Below are 18,549 nucleotides of genomic sequence, written 5' to 3' on the forward strand. Positions count from 1 at the left end.
GAGTACCCTCTCCTGCTAATGGTTCGCATTTACTTTAAGCAATTTCCCGAAACCTACTATCCCGACTGAAGGAAGCATATATTCGTGCCAATGCCGCCCTTCAATAATATTGTCTGAACAACTCTACATATATTCTTATGACGTGCTGGTGATCGCTGGTACTGCCTGCTCGATCCTGTTGGTCCCCGGGTAGGTCTAGATTGAGGAACATGAATGGCGTTGAAAGTGTCTGCACCGCTCATTAGGGGCGCAGCTCCGAGATTGTGGTGGCTGGCTGCTGTGGTCACCCTTGCCGTGTGCGCCGTTGTGGTCGCGACCGCTGTCGGGCGGCAGGGTCTTCCGGCCCTGATGCGTGACCCAGGAGCCTTTGTCCGGTGGGGATATGGGGTCGCAACGACGGTGCAAAATATTGCTGTCGCCTCGACCATCGGCGCCTTGATATTCGCAGCCTTCGTCGTTCCCCCCGCCAAACAAGGAACGAGGAAGAGGAATCCGGTGGCGGCTCTGACAGCCACCGGAGAAGAGCATCCCGCATTCACTCGGGTCATGATCCTTGCCACGGCCTCTAGCCTGCTGTGGACGTTCTCTGCCTTGGCAGTACTGATCTTCAGTTTTGCCAACATTGCAGGAGTCCCGCTCTCTGCCAGCAGCGATTTTGTCTCCAAGCTCGCTTCTTATGTCACGGACATCCCCACCGGAACCGCCTGGTTGTGGGTGGTGATCATTGCAGCGCTGGTGTCCACGCTGACATTCGGGGTCCGTTCAGGGGCTGCTCTGGCAGGTACGGCAGGTCTTGCCCTGATGGGCTTGGTGCCAATGATCCTGATAGGTCATGCTGCCGGCGGCAGCGACCATGAGCAAGCCGTCAACTCGCTGGGCTTGCACTTACTGGGAGTGACTTTGTGGTTTGGCGGACTGCTTGCCTTGATGGTTGCCGGATCTGCCTTGGGAAAAGACACCGCCCGCGTCGTGATGCGATACTCCACCGTGGCAGGCTTCGCTTTTGTGATAGTTGTCGCCTCCGGAATTATCAATGCTCTCATCCGGATCGATGTCCCTGCTGGGCTTGCATCTGCCTACGGGGTTATCCTGCTGCTCAAAACCGCGGCCACGGTCTTCTTGGGTTTTGTTGGATTCCTGCACCGGAAGTGGATTATTCCCGCTCTGGCTTCATCGAAGAACCAAGGCCGGACCCAGCCTCTGTTCTGGCGCCTCGTGCTTGTGGAATTGCTGATCATGGGAGTCGTCAGCGGCCTCGCTGCAGGATTGAGCCGCACACCTCCACCTGGCGGGGAGGACATCAGCCCGGCGTTGAGCCCGGCCGAAGTTCTCACCGGATATTTGCTGCCGCCGGATCTGACCGTCGAGACCTGGATCACGGTATGGAGGCCCGATTGGCTGTGGATTGCCGTGACCATCGCTGCAGCCTACCTGTATCTGCGTGCCATCCGCGTCCATCGGCTCCGCGGTGGCAGCTGGTCATGGGCTCGAAGCCTGTCATGGCTGGCGGGTCTGGGACTGATGGTGTTCTTCACTTCCGGCGGACCCGCCGTCTATGGTCGTGTCCTGTTCAGCGCCCACGTGCTCGACCACCTGGCGCTAACGATGATTGTCCCGGTGCTTCTCGTCCTTGGGTCCCCGCTGACTCTGGCCCTGAGGGCTTTAGAACCCCGGACGGACGGCTCGATGGGGTCTCATGAATGGATCGCGACAGTCACCCAATCCCGGGCGTGGACACGTGCGACGCATCCCGCGGTCGCTTCAGCGGTCATGGTCGGGTCACTGGTGTTCTTTTACTATTCCGATGCTTTCGGTTTTGCCCTCCGGCAACATGCGGGCCATGAGCTGATGAACGCCTATTTCGTAGCTGTCGGATGTTTATTCGTCCAGTCCATGCTCGGCACTCGCCCAAACCCCTGGCCGATGGCATCTTACCGGGCGCGCGTCGTCCTGCTTGTAGCAGTGATGGCGACCCAAGGAGTGATGGGGGCCGTTCTTGGCTACTCCAGAACCCTTAGGGAGCCGGAATGGTTTCAGAGCCTGGGAAGAACCTGGGGCCTGGCCCCCCTGGCAGATCAACAAGCAGCAGGAGTCATCCAGTGGGTAGTAAGTGCAGGAGCAGTCCTCACGATCATCCTTCTCATATCCATCCAAAAGTCACGTTCGGGTCCCGGAAAAGAACGCAAACACAATTCAGATCATGCGCCGAGAGAACCATATGCTGGGCCGCACCTGAGGAAGAAGTCACATGCTCCCCAGTGAACAAGTTTGGACGCGCCAAGCACTTAACCACTATGGCTTCCACAACTCAACGACTTCCCCTATCGACTTGGAGATGAACTCATGAGCGGTCACGATCACGGAGTGGCAGGCACCAGCCAGCGAGGCAGACTCATACTTGTCTTTGCCATCACCTTCACCGTCATGATTGCAGAAATCTTCGGATCCATTCTGACCGGAAGCCTGGCCCTGCTGGCCGATGCCGGGCACATGTTTACAGACTCAACAGGACTCTTGATAGCGTTGATCGCGGCGTCCTTGGCGCTAAAACCAACAACCTCAACCCGCACTTGGGGCTATAAACGCGCCGAGATCATTGCCGCTGCCGGACAGGCCTCGCTGCTTTTGGCCGTCGGGGGATTCGTCATCATCGAAGGCATCCGCAGACTCTTCGAACCGCCAGAGGTGGGGGAGTCAATGATGATTTGGTTCGGCGTCATCGGCCTCATCGGTAACGTTGTCAGCCTTGTCATTCTTTCTTCGGGACGCAACCACAACTTCAACATGAAAGCCGCTTTCCTGGAGGTCCTCAACGACGCGTTGGGATCCGTGGCGGTCATTGTGGCCGCCATTGTCATTGCAACCACCGGGTGGCTTCAGGCAGACGCCGTCGTGTCGTTGCTGATCGGGGCCTTGATCATCCCGCGGACAGTGAAACTGCTCCGGGACACCATCAATGTCCTGATGGAAAGCGTCCCCAAAGGTCTTGACCTTATGAGCGTGCGTGAGCACATGCTTGCCCTTCCCCACGTCCTTGATGTCCATGACCTGCATGCAACCTTGGTGGCCTCCGGTACGCCGGTGCTCTCCGCACACGTCATTGTTGAGGACTCCTGCATGACCAACGGTCATGCCGAAACCCTTCTGACTGATCTGCAGCAATGCGTTGCCGAACATTTCGAGATCAGCATCGAACACTCAACGTTTCAAATAGAATCCTCAACCCACCGAGACCAAGAAAATATCCATCACTGACGACAACGAGGCCCTCGACCTCAACTACTCCCGCAGACACATCCAAGACAGTCGGATTGGTTGAGGCCGCCGCGCAACAGGGCAAGTATGAGCAGATGTACAACAAGATGTTCCAGACACAGGCACAGTGGGGAGAGCAGCAAGAAACCAGGGCACCCCTGTTCAGGACGTTCGCGCAGGAACTGGAGTTGGACATGGTCGCCTACGATGTCGCGGTCGCGGATGAGAAGGCGAAAGACAGAATCCGTAAAGACATCGCCGATGGTAAAGCCCTCGGCGTGACAGGCACACCGACCTTCTTCCTCAACGGCGAAATACTCGAACTCACCAGTGAAGCAGATTTCCGCCAACAACTCACCGAAGCAGCACAATAGGCCCCGCTCGCCCCGATAGCTCACACGACCACCCCACTGCGGTATTTCTCGATGGTTGGAAACCGCACCGCCCGGAAAGGAATAGTTCCCCATGTCTCCAGCTGGCGCACCGTTTCGTTTTCCCCGGGCAGCGATTATTGCTATAGCAGTCCTGGGATTGCCTGCAGCAGCGCACCTGATGGCAGGAGGCGAGCTGCCCTCACCAGCAATTCTGGCTGCTTTGTCCTGTGTCGTCTTCCTCTCCGCGGTTCTCCTGGCAGGTAGGAAAATGACTGTCCCGGTGCTCGTGGTGTACCTGGCCGCGGGCCAGACTTTCCTGCATTATGCGTTCTCCGCACTTTCTCGGGACCGCGATGTCTCGTTCGAAAATGGGGCACATCACGCCATCGTGAGGACGGCAATCGCAACGGTCCCGCATGAGCACCTCACGGCCGCGGATTCGCCACTTATGATGACCTTGCACACCGCTGGGACCATCGTCGCTGCACTGGTCTTGGCGTGGGGCGAGGCGGCGCTTTGGGCGCTTGCACGCTGGCTTTGTCCGCTGATTGTGGTCCCAGAAGTTTTTTCAGTTGCTCCAGCTTTCCGCGCCCTGCCTCAACAATACGGCGCATTCGCACGGCGATGGAGGTATCTCGGCAAACCTTCTATGCGTGGTCCCCCTCTCTGGAGAGCGCGTCTGCCCGCGTAGCCTGCCCGGCCCTCCGTAGCGGCAACCATGATTCCTGGACGTTTCCTTGTACGTGGGTGCTACGACGTCCGGCCACGAGGAGCACGCGGGGAACGCGGGGAACGCCTTGGCACTAGCCTGACAAATCATCCAGTGAACCACACAACAGAATTGCAGAAATACACGATGAAAACACGCCCCATTCGACGCTACCGCCTCCGTCTGGCCTTGGCAGCGGCCATGCTCATTCCGGCTTTCGCAGCCGCCCCCGCACTTGCCCATGACGCTCTCGAGTCCACCGTGCCAGCCAGCGATGCCACAGTCGCCGTCGCTCCCAGCTCAGTCTCCCTGACACTGTCCAATCCCCCGGCCGATTCCGACAGTTTGAAACTCAGTATCATCACCGTCACCGACGGAGAAGGAAAGACCGTCAGCGACGGCAATGTCACCATCCAGGGCCCCACACTCTCCACCGCCATTACTCCGGGAAGCAATGGACAATACAAGGTGCTGTGGCGTGCAGTTTCCTCAGATGGGCATCCCATTGAGGGGAACTACGCTTTCACTGTAGAAGACCCGAAACAGATTACGGCGGTCACGAAAGCGCCAACCGAAGCACCAACCGAAGCTGCGGCCGAGGGGAGCCCTACGGCCACTACCGGAGCTGGAACTGCCGCCGAAGAACCGGCAGCATCCAACGCTGGGACTTTGGTGTTGGCCATCGGCATACCGGCCGCCATCCTGGCTGCCGCACTTGTAACGTTGATCATCGTTCGTCGAAACTTGCGTAAAACCGAGGCGTCCTAGAGCAGGCCCATTGGCGTTCTCAAACACGTCCTTCGGACGTTAACGGTGAACGGCCGATTCCCGGGCAAACTCTCAGGGATCGGCCGTTTATTCGCGCACGTCCGCCGTGCGACGGCTATTGAGATATCGAGAAACACAACCTCCAAGGACGCTAACGGCCATAACAACGAAGGCACCCACACCGACACCGAAGAGAATGGTCGGCAAAGAGGTACGGGAGCCCGATGATTCGGCTGAGATGATGGCGAGCCAATAGAGGACAGTGACCAACAACCAGGCTGCTCCACTGAAGGCTGTGAACCGCGACCACGCCGCGAACCAGCGATGGCCGCCCTGATAAGAGAAGGCCACTGCCACTGCCGCGATCCCCGCTGCAAGCAACAGCTGGGCTCCAAAGAAATAGGCTGTGGCGATGAAGCCCACAGGAATGCAGAATCCTCCGATGAGTAAAAGCCGGCGGACGCCCAGAGGCATTTTGGCTCCGCCGACGTCCTCCCCACTAAGGGTGGCCGGAGCTGGCATTGCGTTGGGGTCTGGGGCTGAATCGTTCATGAATCCTTACGGGAGAGTGGCGCTGGAGAGAGCTGTAGAGCGTAATCGTCTTCAGGGCGACGTTGGGTAGATCCACGTTGGCCGGCGCTGATGCCAGGGCAGAGAAAACACTTGTTGAATCAAGTGATCTACGCACGGTCAACGCATTGCTCTGTGCTCATTTGCCCCTCACAGGCTCCGCCCAGATTACTAAGCGAAAATATAAGACATATGAGCATATGTTCATACTACCGCCGTCGGATCGCTCAATCCGAGGTTTATACGCACGATGCGGAAACGATGGTGCAGCCCTGACCATCTCCAGGGACAGCCAGCTTCCATCCGTACCGTGTTTCTGTAACCGACGCAGCGGCAGTAACTCACCAAACAAGGCTTATCTGAATTGATATGCCCGTGTGCCGTTTCGCCAAACCCCGCCGGCGGTCCACGTTCAATTAGCTCCTAGGCGGGGGTGGAGGACCCACCAGCGGTGCGCTTGCGTACCTTGGGGTGAAGCACACTGAACCGACCACCGTGAAAGCGTCCGGTCCTTAGGTGTGCCGGGCTGATCTCTCGCCCGAATCCGACAGCTAACTTCATCGGCGCGAGAGGATTACCACCATGCAGTCCCATAGCCAACACGGCCGCCGCCGTGCCCAAACGCCCGCCCCGCCTCCCCGAAATCTGGGACACCACTGGTCCAGGCCTCCCATCTCCGTGTCGAAGCCTGGCCGTCTCGGGCGACGGTTTAGCGCCGTCGCCGCCTCCGGATTCATCGTGGCTGTCACTCTGACGGCCGCTCACGCTGGCGTTGCCCACACCCCCGACACTTTAAAATCAGCCACAGCCGTAGCGGCGAAAGAGATCCCGCAGGTGACTGCCAATAAGGACGCGGCCATCAGTTTCGATACGCCAGCCATCACCAGCAAACCGGCACCGCCGGAGTCTCCCGCCCAAACCCAGGCCAGCCCGCTGCAAGCTGCACGGCCGGCCCCAGTGGCGACGACGCCGGAGACTTCGTCAGCGACTTTGCGCCCGCCGCTGGCGGCCATGAGCGTTAACTCCCCCTTCGGATATCGGTCCAATCCACTCTCGGGCGCCAGCGGAGAGCTGCATACCGGCTTGGACTTGGCAGCCACATGCAATACCCCGGTCTTCGCGGCCGGTTCCGGAACAGTCACAGAAGCTGGATGGAGCCCCTACGGGGGAGGAAACCGCATTGTCATCGACCACGGCAACGGGATCCAAACCACCTACAACCACCTCGCTGGCATCGGACTTAGCGTCGGACAGCAAATCACTCAGGGAAACGAGGTGGCCGGGGCTGGTACAACGGGGAACTCCACCGGTTGCCATCTCCATTTTGAAGTCATGCTCAACGGTCAAACCGTCAACCCGGATCCTTTCTTGTAAAACGGCCCCGGGGTGGCATCACCCCGCTCCGGACTGTGACCGGTCCGGAGCGGTACGACCAGTTTTCGCGTGGCCAGCCCATGGACGGACCGCCCCTGGCATGGCCCCAAAAGTGTAGCCGTCCTGGAACGAGGGCAGGGTGAGCCTTATGCGGCTCAGATCATGGAAGATATACCCAGCCTGCCAGCGCCGTCGAGGTAGGTAAGCGCTGTCGTGGCGAGCGGGCGCCTATTGTGCTGCTTCGGTGAGTTGTTGGCGGAAATCTGCTTCACTGGTGAGTTCGAGTATTTCGCCGTTGAGGAAGAAGGTCGGTGTGCCTGTCACGCCGAGGGCTTTACCATCGGCGATGTCTTTACGGATTCTGTCTTTCGTCTTCTCATCCGAGACCGCGACATCGTAGGCGGCCATGTCCAACTCCAGTTCCTGCGCGAACGTCCTGAACAGGGGTGCCCTGGTTTCTTGCTGCTCTCCCCACTGTTTCTGTGTCTGGAACATCTTGTTGTACATCTGCTCATACTTGCCCTGTTGCGCGGCGGCCTCAACCGCCAAAGCGGCGGTGCCGGAGTTTCGGTGCCCGGGTAGCGGGAAGTAGCGGTTGATGAAGGTTACCCGGTCCCCGAATTCCTTCTTCATTTCCTCTACTACGGGATACATGGCACCGCAGGCTTCACATTCGAAATCGAGGAATTCCACGAGCTGAGCCTTCTCTGTGGCAGGTGTCGTGAGTTTGTGGCTGTCCTCGCGGACGAGCTGCACGTCGGCGGAAGGCTGCGGGGTCGCGTCCGGGGCAGAGCTGGGGGCAGGCTGGATTGTTGTGAGGACTGCGTACCAGATGAGTGCGGCTGCGACGATCGTCCCCAAGATGATCCATAGAACTATTCGGGCTTTCTTGGCTCCGTCGATGGCAGAGGGGGGCGTTTTATTGGACTTCTGTGACATTGTGGTTGACTGCTTTCTTGATTGTGGTGGTTGGCGGATTCACTGCCGTAGGTAAAGGGTTCGAGCCCTCTATCTCCGTATTGTCCGACTTTTCGATTGAAGCTTTATAGCGTTGGGGTGTTCAGAAATACGTGAGAGAAAGCGAAGAATATACTGGCGGCCACGCCCAAGTAGATTACGGCGACGAGGAGCCACCCAGCGGGACCGACGAATCGTGCCACCTGGGCGGGGACCTTGATGGCTCCCTGCATGATGTTGCGGATAGTGAGCCAAATGAACAGGGGAATCATGACTGCCCAGACGACCATGCACAAGGGACACAGGACGTGGATGGAGTACAGGGCTTGGGACCATAGCCATGTGGCGAAGGCAAAGCCGAGGGTTACTCCGATCTGCAGTCCTATCCAGTACCAGCGTGCGAATACTGCTCCGGAGATCAGTGCCATTCCGGTGGTGATGATGATGGCGAAGGCAACGATTCCTATGAACATGTTGGGGAAGCCAAAGATGGAACTTTGCCACGTCTGCATGACCTTTCCGCACGAAATCCACGGGTTGATGTCACAGACTGTTTCGTAGCCCGGGTCATTGAGAACTTCGAGTTTTTCCAGAACCAAGGCCCAAGAGGCAAGCCAGCCGATGGCTCCGGTGATGAGAAGTAACCAGCCGAACGGTTTGTTGCGAACCAGTCCTGAAAGATCGGACTGTTGTGGCGGACCCGCTGCGGGTTCGTCGCCGAAGTTCATCTTCCCGGTAGGAGCGGGGTTGGTAGTCATGGGAGCAGGAGTCTTTCAGGTCGATTTATCTGATGGGGATGGTGTTCATACTGGTGTCAGGAAAGTGCCGGCGAGGTTTTGCAGTTGGTAGATCCATTGCATCCAGAGGCCGGTGACCATGAGGGCACCGAGAAGGATCAGCATGCTGGCGCCAGCGATGTTGACGATGCGAATGTGTCGGCGGACGAAGCCCAAGATGGTGGATACCCACCCCAGCCCAAGGGCGACGAGCAGGAAAGGTATGCCCAAACCAAGGCAATAGACAAAGGCCAACAGGGCGCCTCGCCAGGTGCTGCCAGAAGTAACGCTCAATGCTAAGACGGCGCTGAGGGTGGGTCCCATGCAAGGTGTCCAGCCAAGGCCAAAGACAATACCCAGCAGTGGCGCTCCGCCCAATCCGGTGCGACGGGTTATGGCAAGTTTGCGGTCTTGCTGAAGCCAGGAGAATTTCCCCAACATAACCAAACCCATAACAATCACGACAAGACCCAGCACGCGCATCAGCGGGTCTTGCCAGCGGAGGAGCCACGAGCCCATCATTCCGAACGCGGCGCCGTAGAGCGTGAATACGGCTCCGAATCCAAGGATGAACAGTCCAACCCCTGCCAGTACACGTCGTCGGTTTTTTGGTTGGTTGGGGTCAGTTAGGCCGGAAACGTAGCCGAGATAGCCGGGCACGAGCGGCAGAATGCAAGGCGACATGAACGAAACGATGCCAGCGATCAAGGCTAGTGGTATCGCGATAAGCAGGGCGCCCGAGGTTACCGTGGTGGCGAAGAACTCTCCGATGTTCATCGGGTTACGAACTGACCGGGCGGAAGGTTTTCCCGCTGTCGGTCGAGACTTGGACACCGGTGGGAGTAGAGACCCAAATGGTGGGTTTCCCGGTGCTGCCCTCCACTGCGGTGATGGCCTCGATCTGGCCAGTGACTGTTCCTGTGGCGGCCCACGTTAGTCCAGTATCGGTGGAGAGGAAGACGCTGCCGTCCGTGGCGACACCGACCGCATTGGTGGGGGCCTTTTCTCTGGGAGTGGCAATAGCAACAAACTGAATATTCGGGCTTTTCGGTACAGATTGCCACGTAGTTCCACTATCGGTGGAGCGCTGTAGGCCGTCTTGGGTGGTGGCCAATACCACCGTGGAAGCCGGGCTGCCTGCCAGCACGGTGGGAGTGAACGTCGTTGCTGAGGTGGTCCAGGTGATTCCGTCGGTGCTGGTGCGCAGCTGACCATCGAAACCCACCAGTGCCTCACCGCTGATGGTCAGTGTGTGGAAGTCGGACTGGCCAGCCCTGGAGACCGCCTGCCACGTTTTTCCGGAATCCGTGGATTGTATGAGCCCTACCGGATTGGGCAGGGATGAACCAGGGCCGGGGTGACCGGAGGCGTAGAAGGTACCCGGTTCTGCTGCGGCAGTGAAGCCCATCAGATCGATGGTGGTCTCGCTAACCTTGACAGGGGCATTCGCCGTGGTGTCATAGAGCCCGTCGTGGGTGGCCAGCAGGATCTTGGTGGTGGTCGGGTCCACGCTCATGCCATGGATATGGCCGAAACCCTCAGCTGTGTTGGGGGCGGAACTGGTCGGCGGGGTTGCAGTTGAGCATCCCACCAAGAGCAGGGGCAGCGACAGAAGCATAGCGGCAAAGGGGTTGCGGGCGCGAGCAAGGATGGGGCGGTGTTTCAAGGGGTACTCCAAAAAATGAGGACGAAAGACGAACTGAAGAAAGGAGGTCGCCGGCGGTCCACAGGCGGTGAGGACCGCCGGCGTGAGTGGGCTTGCCTGGGTACTACAAGGAGGTGAGCAAGTCCTTCATGTGATTGATTTCGGTTTCGTGGGAAGCAACAATGCTCTTCTTGGCCAGGGCGACAGGGTCAGCGTTCTTGCCGTCAGTGGTTTCTGTTTCAGCCATCTCGACAGCGCCTTCGTGGTGGGCAATCATCTGAGTCAGGAACAGTTTGCTGGCCGCTGCACCCTGTGTGGCGTTGAGTTTATCCAAGTCCATGGAGTGGGTTCCGGACATCTTGGAGGAATGTCCCCCCGCCGTCCAGCCAAGGCGGTCATCTTCACATTGTCCGGGTCCTGGGCTGCTCTGATTTCCTGCGCAAGTGCAATGATCTGTGGATCAATCCCGGTCTTGACGAGCATGACGGCAACGACAGTGACTGCCATGGTTAATGATTTTTTTCAAAATGAACGGTCCCCTTTTCCTAAGCTTTTCAACATGTCGCAGGTGCCCTCGTTGTCGAGGGCGCATCAATGAGGACCAGTGAGTTCCACCGGTCGATTCTTAGGTTTACGTTCTGTTAATAGAAAGCTGAGTCAAGGATGGCGGATCAGGACTGCGATCCGCCGACTTGTATCCTGGTGCAGCACGGTAGATCGCCCCAAGGGCAAGATGTGCAAGGGTACCTGGTAGGGGAATGCTTCCCACGGTTGATCCAATCAGGGGCACACACCCCTGATGCATGTCCATGGAAGCTGGACAGTCCGCCGAGGAGCAGCCGCAGAGCATCCCGTACTCGGTGGCATTCGGTGCGGAGACACCATCGGTAGTGCCATAGGTAAATCCGTCATAGGGTGTGGCGGACGTGGACTGGACCATCACGCCGGGGGTCGCACCCGCGCTGACTATGTTGGGCGGGATCATGGGCCCGACTGACATGCTGCCGATCATGTGCATGCCCAATATCCCTCCAACGAGGGCGAGAACAATGACGACCAGTCTGCTCCAGCGCAGGGAGGGCCGCATTGCGAGCAGTTCATGATGAAGGCGCATCGCGGGTCCTTTCTGCCAGTGGGAGCGGTTATGTTCCTGTGCAGTCTACTGGTGCAGACTGGGTGAATGCTGCAAAAGTAGTCAGGGCACTCTTGGTCTAGCATCCTGACTGCACCGTCCATGATTCCCGTGATGGGCCATTACCTTGGGACGTGGCCGCGAAGAGTGCCTGGCATGGCTCCAAGTCTGCGAGGATGTTCGCTCGGTATTTATTTGTTACAGGCTTGGCGGGAGTTCGTTGTAAACGGTTTCGCGGCGTCGGCATGCTTCAGCGCAGACCCGGCAGTGTTCGTGCATGTTCGCGTGCCGGTAACGTTCATCAGCGCATGCCTTGCACGCGGCGGTACACGCCGGCAGAACCGCTTTTGTGATGTTGACGTGGCAGGAATGGATATTTCGTTTTCCGCCCTGCCGCTGTTTCGCCGGATAACCAGACATTGGCCCAGCCGCGGTTATGGAGACATGTCTGGTCCTGCTGACCCGTGGCGGTGCCTTGGTCAGCGTGGGCTTGCCCCACCCAGAGCAGTCTCTCGCCGTGCAGGTCCTGCAATTTTCCAGCACTGGCAAGCGGATGCTCGGTTCGTACGTGGGCGACGCCGCATAGTAGAGAGTTCCGGCCCTTTCTGCCCGCGCCGGGGAGAGTCTCATCAGCAAACGGCCATTAGACGCAAACGCTCCAGCTCTGAGTACTGGAGCGTTTGAAGCAGGAAGTGTGGGTCAGGTAAACAGTTGCTCGCCGATAAACCCTCCCTCGCCGCAACCGGGCGGAATCGCGAACACGGCAGAGCCGATGGGCACGGTCCACGTGTTGAGAAGATCCAGCTCGTCCAAGCGTTTCTGGATGGGCGTGAACTGCTGTTCAACGTCAGCTTGGTACGAGGCAAAAATGAGCCCTGACCCGGAGATGTCCCCGGGACCCGGTGCGCCGTCGTAGTTGTAACCACGCCGAAAAATCCGCTGCACAGGGTTCTCGGGCCGTGCCCGGCGCATGTGCGCAAAATCCTCGATGACCGGGAACCCGGTGGAATTCAGCGCCTCGAAATCCGGTTCGTCGAATTCATCCGTACCGGTCACCGGAGCCCCGTTGTCCATGCGTCGGCCCACGGAGGCGTCCCGCCCCGAACGGTCCAGCTCATCCCAGGTGTCCAGGTTCATCTCGATGCGCCTGATCACCAGCGACGTCCCGTTCTCGATCCATGGCGAAATCTCCTCCCGGCCCCACACCACATCCTCGTGCCAGCCGGTGTCCAGTGGCGGGTTCGCCGTGCCGTCCACCTGACCAAAGAGGTTCCGCATGGTGGTGCCGGGTCGCTCCGTGCCATGGGCGCGGCGGAAGCCCTGCTGGACCCACTTCACCGTGGCAAAGCTGCGGGAGTCCTTCAGCAGCATTCGTTGGGCGTGGGCCACGGTCATCGGATCGTCGGAACATATTTGCAGCAGAAGGTCGCCGTCGTTGAATTCCGGGCGCAGCCTGTCAATGGAAAACGCCGGGAGCGGTTTGAGCCAGGCAGGCTTCTGTTGGGTGCTGGCTATCTCCACCAGCCGTGGGCCGAAGCCGAACGTTACGGTCAGCCGGGCCGGGCTGGCCGCGAGTTCGGCTTCGGTGTCCGCCAAGGCACCCCGGCCTTGGGTGAGGCGGGCGGCGTCGTCCGTCAGCAGCCGCAACAGCGCTTGGATCCGGGCGAGGGGTAGTTCCGGGTGAAGCTCCAGTGCCACAAAGGCCGCGTGCGACTGCGCATTCGTGCTGATCCCGGCCTGCCGCGCCCCGTAGAAGGGCACCGTTGCGGACCCGTGCAATGCCGTGTCAGACGGCGGCACCCCGTCTTTTTCTGCGCCGCCCGGAAGCAGCGTTGCCGCACCAGCCAGGGCGCCAATCCCGACGGCCGCGCCGCCGAACAACAGGTGTCGTCGTGGCACGGCACCCTTGGTCGTGGTCTCGGATTTCGGGGCCATCCCGGTCGTGGTGGGTTTCGTCATTTGGCATCGGCTGGGGTGGGGCCATCCATACCTTCATGGTCCATGTTCTCTTGGTCCGTGCCTTCTTGGTCCATGTCCCCATAGCCCTCATTGGCGCCGGAGAAGTCCTTGACCTGGGCGGTGAAGTTCAGGTCGTCACCGGAGGAAAGCTCGAGCTTGATGGTCACATTATCTCCGGCTTGCAGAGGCGTGGCCAGGCCCATCATCATGATGTGCTCGGCCCCGGGTGCCAGGATAACTTCGCCGTGGGCAGGAACGGTGAGACCGCCCTCCTTGGGCCGCATTTTCATGGCCCCGTCAGTGCTCTTGACGGTTTCGTGGAGTTCGGCCGTTTTTGAGGCGGCGGAACTGGCACCCAGAATGGTGATGTCTTGGCCGGTGAGGTTCTTGATGGTGCCGAACGCGGACGACATACCCGAATCCATGGCCTTCGCCCAAGTCTCGCTGACCACCAAGGTGGTGACGGAGGCCACGGGGCTGTCCGAAGCTGAGGCAGCGGCACGCTCTTCGTCATAGGCCCCACAGGCTGTGAGGGCCAGCGACGCGGCCGCTGCCAGTGTTAGCGCGGTGAAGCGCAGGGATTTACCGTTGGATGCGATGGATTTTTTCATGGTGTTGCTCCTGTACGAAATGCCGGCGGGGCCGCGGTGTGCAGCCTCCAGTCGGGAAGATTGGCGATTAGTTGGCTTGTTTGGTGGAGTGCCGTGCGCGCCGGATGACGATGAAGGCAACGTATGCGCCCAGTCCAACTGCCGCCCCGATTCCCACGGGGATGAGTTTCTCGGCAGGCGGCCGTGGACTGCCATCTTGTGGGGAGGGCGCGGCGACGGCCGGGGTGGCCGTTGCGGGTTCGCTGGACTGTGAGCGCAACTTCGGTTCCGCTGTGGGGGACTCATTCGTCTGTTGAGCAGGCGTTGCCCCGGCCCCTGCCGCTACTGGGTCTCCGACTAGGAACGTTTGCGTGCCGCTGATAGGGTGGCCGTCGCTTGAGACCACCCGCCAACGGATCAGATATTCGCCGTCGGGCATGCCCGTTGCCAGTAGCTGGGTCATTTTCTCGCCGCTGAGGGCCGGGGTGCCGCTGGCCCAGTCCTTGTCCGTGGCATCCATGACCCGAACCTCGTTTCCGAGGCTCATCAGCGAGTTACTGAAGATGAACTCCAGGTCTGTCGGGGACGCAGCGAGATGCTCCCCTGGCTTGGGGTTGGTGGAAACTATTTGGTCGTGAGCGGCGGCTCCCGGCGCTGTGGCCAGGGAAAAGCCCAGGCACAACAGCAGGGCTGCAAATATCGCGGCACATACTGCAGGGATATTGCGTTGCCGTCCGTCCTGCTGCAGAGAGGTGTTCAAATTATTTTTAGACATAGTTGCTTCCCGCCCTGCCATGAACCCATGGTCAGACAGGGCATCCGAAATGAAAACGCTGGGCGTTTAGGATAGGAGGGAAAGTGCCGGAGGGCCGCGATGTCGCATGGCAAGCAGCAGGACGCCAAAGCTAGGCAGAACCAGAACAGGCCAACTGGCAGGCTGAATTCGTGAGGTGGGGGACAGTGCCAGAGGTCGGAATGCCGGCAGCAACCGCACGAGTCGCATTCGCAGGGCTCGCAATAGGCGGACGGCGGTGACCTCGCCGTGGCGCAGCACTGCCACGGTGGCGACAGCGGCAATCGCGTGGCACAGCCACATGACGGAGATGTCATGCTGCATGGCAGCTCCGCCGCCAGCCACATTCAGCACAGGCATGGCGGTCATTTCATGGACCGCGTGCGCGCCCTGGGGCATCATCGCGGTGGTGCCTGCCATGGCCGCGTCGGCGCTGAAGAGCCAGTGGAACACGGCCTGGCTCAGTGTCACCCCGGCAACCAGCCGCCACAGCGAAAGAACGCGGCCGGCCAACAGGGTACAGACCAGTCCGGAGAGTGCCAGTGACAGCAGGAGGACGGCCGTTTGGGGCGGGCCACCGCCAGCCATCAGGTGTGAGAGCACGGAGAGAAAGGTTGCCACGGACGCGCCAGCCCAACCGCGCGCAAGGCGAACCCCGCCTGACGCCATCTCTGCCTCCCCGTCGAAACCGATGGCCGGGCATGTCCGGCCACGGCCTAGTCTTCCACAGTTCTACATAGTGTCGAAATGTTTGGACCGGAAATGGTGAAGCTCTTGGCAACTCCAGAGGGGACTCAAAACCATTTCCGCACTTGCCTCCGCCGCCGATGTTCCCCGAACCGTGGTCAGCCCCGACACAGCAGCCCAGTCCCTATGCCGAGGGAGTTGCCACCGGCCGCTGGCACCTCGGTGACCTGGGTCGCGTTGCCCTGACCCCGCCCCCAACGGGGCAACGTAGCCCCATTGTTACCCGTCGCGTAATTTGCCTATGTGGGCGCCGTTTTGTTTGGCGACGGCGGGAGTGTGGAAACGCCCCGCCGGGTTGTCCTGGCCGAGCGTTCGTGGTCATGGTGACCAGCATGGGTACCGGGTGCTTTGGGGCCATTCGTTAGCCTCGCTGGTCATCGATTGCGCGGCTGCTTGGTCGACCACGCTCTTTTGACCGGAGTACGCGGCGAGCAGTGCGGAGATGGCGAGGTTGTTCACGCCGGGGGTAGCCTTGTGAGGCGAGGCGGATCGCGCTGGTCGCGTCGTCGGAGAAGGGCGGGCCGGATCGGCCGGCGTAGGCAAGATCGCACTTGATGTAGTCGTTGTTGCCTGCCGGGCTCATGCCGTTGAACGGGACCTCCGGAACACGTGCCGCACCCACGAGGGGGAGCCATTTCACCCACCGGTTCCCCGCTAGCTCGCCAACCGAACGCGGCCCGGTCAGCCACAAAACCAACCTGGCCGCGACCCACAGCCATCTTCTAGGGTAGTTAGATGATTCAATCCGTGTATTCAGACGCCATCTAGCCAACAAAAATATCTGTGAATCTTCGACGAGCCGCTTCAAGATACTGTCCCACAGGGCGCTCCCCTTACGGGCATATGAAGACTGTGCATACGAAAATGAATTTCGGGGCGCGATACGTCTCAAAAGTCATCCCGCCATAAAGCATGTCATCTAATCATGACACAACAGCATTATGGGGTCCGATTCCCGAGGCTGAACGCCCTTTTATGGTCTGGGAAGCCGTTGTAGTCCCTAGTGGTGACGGCTGCTTCGTCATTTCCATAGTTGCAAGCCATTTCTAGGGCACCATCCTAAAATATGCCGATCGGCTGTTCCACGCCACAGGGTGTAGCAACGTGCCAACGGCCGGGTTCAGCGCGCTGTACATCATGCCGTTCCCGGCGTAGATGCCGACGTGACCCCAGTGGTTTGGTCCATCGGGGTTCTGTACGACGAGGTCACCCGGCTGTGGACTTACAGTGACCGCGCCGGCTGTCCACTGTTCCGTACGCGGCAGCTGGATCCCCGCCTTCCCATAGATCCACTGCACATAGCCGGAACAGTCCCACGCTTTGAAGGCAGTCCCACCCCAGACATATGCACCGCCGACTCCCTCCTGGGCATACGCGATGATCGCACGTCGAAGTTGACTCAAGTCGGCTGGCATTGTTGGTTGCGGCGGCCCCGAACTATTTGCAGTGCAGTCCGCCGGAACGGTTGACGATCCCAAGGCTTTCAGGATTGCTTCTGCCTCGGCCTGCCACTGGGCGTACCTTTCTGGGAAAGCAGATCCCTGAACCGCTTGAGCTGCCACACCCTTGTCCATTTGATCCCAACCCTGAACATCAAGAAGCCCTCGAGGCGATCCATGGTTGGGCCCCTGTGGCCCGCCATAGAAGACTTCAGCGTTGTAGGCGGGTTGCATGAGCTCCGCGACACTCCCCCATCCTGTTGACGGGCGCTGTTGGGCACTCCCGACCGAATCGTGGTCACTGTCCACGCCGTCATGCGGATATTGCAATGATTCAGGGACGGATGAATTGGCCAGCATTTGCATATTGGACTCTTGTAACGCCATCATCAACGCAATCACGATCCCGTTGCCTGGGACTGATCGGGCACGGCCCACTGCTATGTAGGCTTGGGCCACGGTCACCTGCGACTGGCTCAATGTGGTGGGCGGACTGTCAGGCACAGTGATCGTCACCGCCTGGCCCGAGCCGCCAGCAGCGACCGTTATACACGCCGCCGTCGAGCTTTGAGCGCCGAAAGCTACCAGGGCAATGGATCCACAAAGCGCCATAACGCAGCACAGCACCATCGCAGAGAACGCCGCCCCGGCTAATTTGAGGGCCGCACGTTTCTTGACTATGCCGAGGAGGAGCGCCGGGGCTGGCATCAGTAGACAATTCGCTCAGGCGCAGCGTAGAAAGCCACCATGTCACAGCGGTCCGCTGGGGCAGATACGGCAGGCGGACAATTGACGACGATGCTGATCGGTGCGGTGTATTTGTTAACTCCAGACGTCGCATGCTCCACGACGTTCAAGGTCACGGTGCACACGTGCAATCCCACCCAGGGTGGAGGCTGCTGGACATATTGTGCCAGCTGCTCGTCACACGATGAGTTCACAGGCTGTGCAGTTCGATATCCCTTCGCTCCAGTCAACGACGCATAGGCTGCCGCATTGGTCCCTGTGGCTTCGAACTGCTGCGAGAAGATGGTCAGGGGGTTTGAACCATCTGGCAGCACATGCCACCAACTGCGAAGCCTCCCGTACGTCTCCGAATACGTGGCCGCTCGTGTATCCCATGTGTAGATGGTGCGGGCAGCTATGTTGGCCAGCAGACGATAGTCCAAAGTTGAAGGCTCGCCATCTGGGACAGCCGATTGATCCGGGGGCGAGCTTGTCATGGTCGACGGTTCCACCGCGGTCGCTGTGGCCATAGGGCTTGCGACCGCAGCCGGAACCGATGACACCGGGGCACTTGCAACGGGGGCGACCTCCGGGGGGCGGATTGAGAGCACCGCCGCAATCCCAGCGATAACCACAGCAGTCACCAACAGCAGGATCCATGGCCGGTGTCGGCCTGTCCCGTTCCTATGTGCCAGCGATTTCAATTTCATGGTCACACCTCATTTGTTAGAGGAG

At 59.6% G+C, this 18,549-nt stretch carries 20 protein-coding genes and 1 riboswitch; of the genes, 6 read left to right on the forward strand and 14 right to left on the reverse strand.

Annotated features, from left to right (window positions below; genetic code table 11):
- Positions 1-213 precede the first annotated feature (213 nt).
- From ACX80D_RS09895 to ACX80D_RS09910, 4 genes are all read left to right on the forward strand, one after another.
- Entirely contained in the window at positions 214-2,262 is a 2,049-nt protein-coding gene (locus ACX80D_RS09895) for a cytochrome c oxidase assembly protein (RefSeq protein WP_459322493.1), read from the forward strand.
- An 81-nt stretch (positions 2,263-2,343) separates the two neighbouring features.
- On the forward strand, positions 2,344-3,255 hold the full coding sequence (locus ACX80D_RS09900) for a cation diffusion facilitator family transporter (protein ID WP_459322494.1): 912 nt from the start codon (positions 2,344-2,346) through the stop codon (positions 3,253-3,255).
- A complete protein-coding gene (locus ACX80D_RS09905) occupies positions 3,162-3,629 on the forward strand; it encodes a DsbA family protein (RefSeq protein ID WP_459322495.1) in 468 nt (155 codons plus the stop codon). Before ACX80D_RS09900 ends, ACX80D_RS09905 begins: the two co-directional genes overlap by 94 nt.
- Positions 3,630-4,485: 856 nt before the next feature.
- Positions 4,486-5,106 (forward strand): copper resistance CopC family protein, encoded by a 621-nt coding sequence (locus ACX80D_RS09910; protein ID WP_459322496.1) that lies wholly within the window; start codon positions 4,486-4,488, stop codon positions 5,104-5,106.
- An 87-nt stretch (positions 5,107-5,193) separates the two neighbouring features.
- Here ACX80D_RS09910 and ACX80D_RS09915 read toward each other — a convergent pair whose 3' ends face one another.
- Positions 5,194-5,658 carry a hypothetical protein gene (locus ACX80D_RS09915; protein WP_459322497.1) on the reverse strand — a complete coding sequence of 155 codons (465 nt, stop codon included), beginning with the start codon at positions 5,656-5,658 and terminating at the stop codon, positions 5,194-5,196.
- A gap of 426 nt (positions 5,659-6,084) precedes the next feature.
- A riboswitch (cyclic di-AMP (ydaO/yuaA leader) is annotated at positions 6,085-6,253 on the forward strand.
- Between the two features lie 5 nt (positions 6,254-6,258).
- On the opposite strand from ACX80D_RS09915, the gene ACX80D_RS09920 reads away from it, so the two are divergent.
- Positions 6,259-7,050, forward strand: a complete 792-nt coding sequence (locus tag ACX80D_RS09920; protein ID WP_459322498.1) for a M23 family metallopeptidase — start codon at positions 6,259-6,261, stop codon at positions 7,048-7,050.
- A gap of 228 nt (positions 7,051-7,278) precedes the next feature.
- On the opposite strand, the gene ACX80D_RS09925 is transcribed toward ACX80D_RS09920, so the two are convergent.
- The 6 genes from ACX80D_RS09925 to ACX80D_RS09950 all read right to left on the reverse strand — a co-directional run bounded on the left by ACX80D_RS09925 (position 7,279) and on the right by ACX80D_RS09950 (position 11,542).
- Positions 7,279-7,989: a DsbA family protein gene (locus ACX80D_RS09925; protein WP_459322499.1), complete on the reverse strand. Its 711-nt coding sequence runs from the start codon at positions 7,987-7,989 to the stop codon at positions 7,279-7,281.
- 104 nt (positions 7,990-8,093) lie between these two features.
- Positions 8,094-8,765, reverse strand: coding sequence for a vitamin K epoxide reductase family protein (locus tag ACX80D_RS09930; RefSeq protein WP_459322500.1), 672 nt, complete (start codon positions 8,763-8,765; stop codon positions 8,094-8,096).
- Positions 8,766-8,810: 45 nt separating this feature from the next.
- The gene (locus ACX80D_RS09935; RefSeq protein WP_459322501.1) at positions 8,811-9,560 is read right to left on the reverse strand and encodes a cytochrome c biogenesis CcdA family protein; all 750 of its coding nucleotides are present in this window, start codon (positions 9,558-9,560) and stop codon (positions 8,811-8,813) included.
- A gap of 4 nt (positions 9,561-9,564) precedes the next feature.
- Entirely contained in the window at positions 9,565-10,449 is an 885-nt protein-coding gene (locus ACX80D_RS09940) for a F510_1955 family glycosylhydrolase (protein WP_459322502.1), read from the reverse strand.
- A gap of 103 nt (positions 10,450-10,552) precedes the next feature.
- On the reverse strand, positions 10,553-10,786 hold the full coding sequence (locus ACX80D_RS09945; protein WP_459322503.1) for a DUF305 domain-containing protein: 234 nt from the start codon (positions 10,784-10,786) through the stop codon (positions 10,553-10,555).
- Positions 10,787-11,059: 273 nt separating this feature from the next.
- On the reverse strand, positions 11,060-11,542 hold the full coding sequence (locus tag ACX80D_RS09950) for a hypothetical protein (RefSeq protein WP_459322504.1): 483 nt from the start codon (positions 11,540-11,542) through the stop codon (positions 11,060-11,062).
- A gap of 454 nt (positions 11,543-11,996) precedes the next feature.
- Between ACX80D_RS09950 and ACX80D_RS09955 the strand changes: the two genes are divergently transcribed.
- Positions 11,997-12,146, forward strand: coding sequence for a hypothetical protein (locus tag ACX80D_RS09955; RefSeq protein WP_459322505.1), 150 nt, complete (start codon positions 11,997-11,999; stop codon positions 12,144-12,146).
- A 113-nt stretch (positions 12,147-12,259) separates the two neighbouring features.
- On the opposite strand, the gene ACX80D_RS09960 is transcribed toward ACX80D_RS09955, so the two are convergent.
- From ACX80D_RS09960 to ACX80D_RS09990, 7 genes are all read right to left on the reverse strand, one after another.
- Positions 12,260-13,519, reverse strand: a complete 1,260-nt coding sequence (locus tag ACX80D_RS09960) for a Dyp-type peroxidase (RefSeq protein WP_459322506.1) — start codon at positions 13,517-13,519, stop codon at positions 12,260-12,262.
- Entirely contained in the window at positions 13,516-14,130 is a 615-nt protein-coding gene (locus ACX80D_RS09965; protein ID WP_459322507.1) for a copper chaperone PCu(A)C, read from the reverse strand. Before ACX80D_RS09965 ends, ACX80D_RS09960 begins: the two co-directional genes overlap by 4 nt.
- 67 nt (positions 14,131-14,197) lie before the next feature.
- A complete protein-coding gene (locus ACX80D_RS09970) occupies positions 14,198-14,884 on the reverse strand; it encodes a copper resistance CopC family protein (protein ID WP_459322508.1) in 687 nt (228 codons plus the stop codon).
- Positions 14,885-14,950: 66 nt separating this feature from the next.
- Complete coding sequence (locus ACX80D_RS09975; RefSeq protein WP_459322509.1) at positions 14,951-15,523, reverse strand: hypothetical protein; 573 nt, start codon at positions 15,521-15,523, stop codon at positions 14,951-14,953.
- 487 nt (positions 15,524-16,010) lie between these two features.
- Positions 16,011-16,289 (reverse strand): hypothetical protein, encoded by a 279-nt coding sequence (locus ACX80D_RS09980; RefSeq protein ID WP_459322510.1) that lies wholly within the window; start codon positions 16,287-16,289, stop codon positions 16,011-16,013.
- Positions 16,290-16,695: 406 nt separating this feature from the next.
- Positions 16,696-17,796 carry a C40 family peptidase gene (locus ACX80D_RS09985; RefSeq protein ID WP_459322511.1) on the reverse strand — a complete coding sequence of 367 codons (1,101 nt, stop codon included), beginning with the start codon at positions 17,794-17,796 and terminating at the stop codon, positions 16,696-16,698.
- Complete coding sequence (locus ACX80D_RS09990) at positions 17,796-18,524, reverse strand: hypothetical protein (protein ID WP_459322512.1); 729 nt, start codon at positions 18,522-18,524, stop codon at positions 17,796-17,798. The genes ACX80D_RS09985 and ACX80D_RS09990 overlap by 1 nt, the downstream gene beginning before the upstream one ends.
- Positions 18,525-18,549 lie beyond the last annotated feature (25 nt).

Source organism: Arthrobacter sp. Sr24, from assembly GCF_054511175.1.

Bases quoted from the DNA above. Each gene is read 5' to 3' on its own strand.
- ACX80D_RS09910 (WP_459322496.1), top strand. From the start codon at position 4,486: ATGAAAACACGCCCCATTCGACGCTACCGCCTCCGTCTGGCCTTGGCA.
- ACX80D_RS09985 (WP_459322511.1), bottom strand. From the start codon at position 17,796: ATGCCAGCCCCGGCGCTCCTCCTCGGCATAGTCAAGAAACGTGCGGCC.
- ACX80D_RS09955 (WP_459322505.1), top strand. From the start codon at position 11,997: ATGGAGACATGTCTGGTCCTGCTGACCCGTGGCGGTGCCTTGGTCAGC.
- ACX80D_RS09895 (WP_459322493.1), top strand. From the start codon at position 214: ATGGCGTTGAAAGTGTCTGCACCGCTCATTAGGGGCGCAGCTCCGAGA.
- ACX80D_RS09950 (WP_459322504.1), bottom strand. From the start codon at position 11,542: ATGCGCCTTCATCATGAACTGCTCGCAATGCGGCCCTCCCTGCGCTGG.
- ACX80D_RS09905 (WP_459322495.1), top strand. From the start codon at position 3,162: ATGCGTTGCCGAACATTTCGAGATCAGCATCGAACACTCAACGTTTCA.
- ACX80D_RS09930 (WP_459322500.1), bottom strand. From the start codon at position 8,765: ATGACTACCAACCCCGCTCCTACCGGGAAGATGAACTTCGGCGACGAA.
- ACX80D_RS09970 (WP_459322508.1), bottom strand. From the start codon at position 14,884: ATGTCTAAAAATAATTTGAACACCTCTCTGCAGCAGGACGGACGGCAA.
- ACX80D_RS09990 (WP_459322512.1), bottom strand. From the start codon at position 18,524: ATGAAATTGAAATCGCTGGCACATAGGAACGGGACAGGCCGACACCGG.
- ACX80D_RS09900 (WP_459322494.1), top strand. From the start codon at position 2,344: ATGAGCGGTCACGATCACGGAGTGGCAGGCACCAGCCAGCGAGGCAGA.
- ACX80D_RS09945 (WP_459322503.1), bottom strand. From the start codon at position 10,786: ATGTCCGGAACCCACTCCATGGACTTGGATAAACTCAACGCCACACAG.
- ACX80D_RS09965 (WP_459322507.1), bottom strand. From the start codon at position 14,130: ATGAAAAAATCCATCGCATCCAACGGTAAATCCCTGCGCTTCACCGCG.
- ACX80D_RS09935 (WP_459322501.1), bottom strand. From the start codon at position 9,560: ATGAACATCGGAGAGTTCTTCGCCACCACGGTAACCTCGGGCGCCCTG.
- ACX80D_RS09915 (WP_459322497.1), bottom strand. From the start codon at position 5,658: ATGAACGATTCAGCCCCAGACCCCAACGCAATGCCAGCTCCGGCCACC.
- ACX80D_RS09920 (WP_459322498.1), top strand. From the start codon at position 6,259: ATGCAGTCCCATAGCCAACACGGCCGCCGCCGTGCCCAAACGCCCGCC.
- ACX80D_RS09925 (WP_459322499.1), bottom strand. From the start codon at position 7,989: ATGTCACAGAAGTCCAATAAAACGCCCCCCTCTGCCATCGACGGAGCC.
- ACX80D_RS09960 (WP_459322506.1), bottom strand. From the start codon at position 13,519: ATGACGAAACCCACCACGACCGGGATGGCCCCGAAATCCGAGACCACG.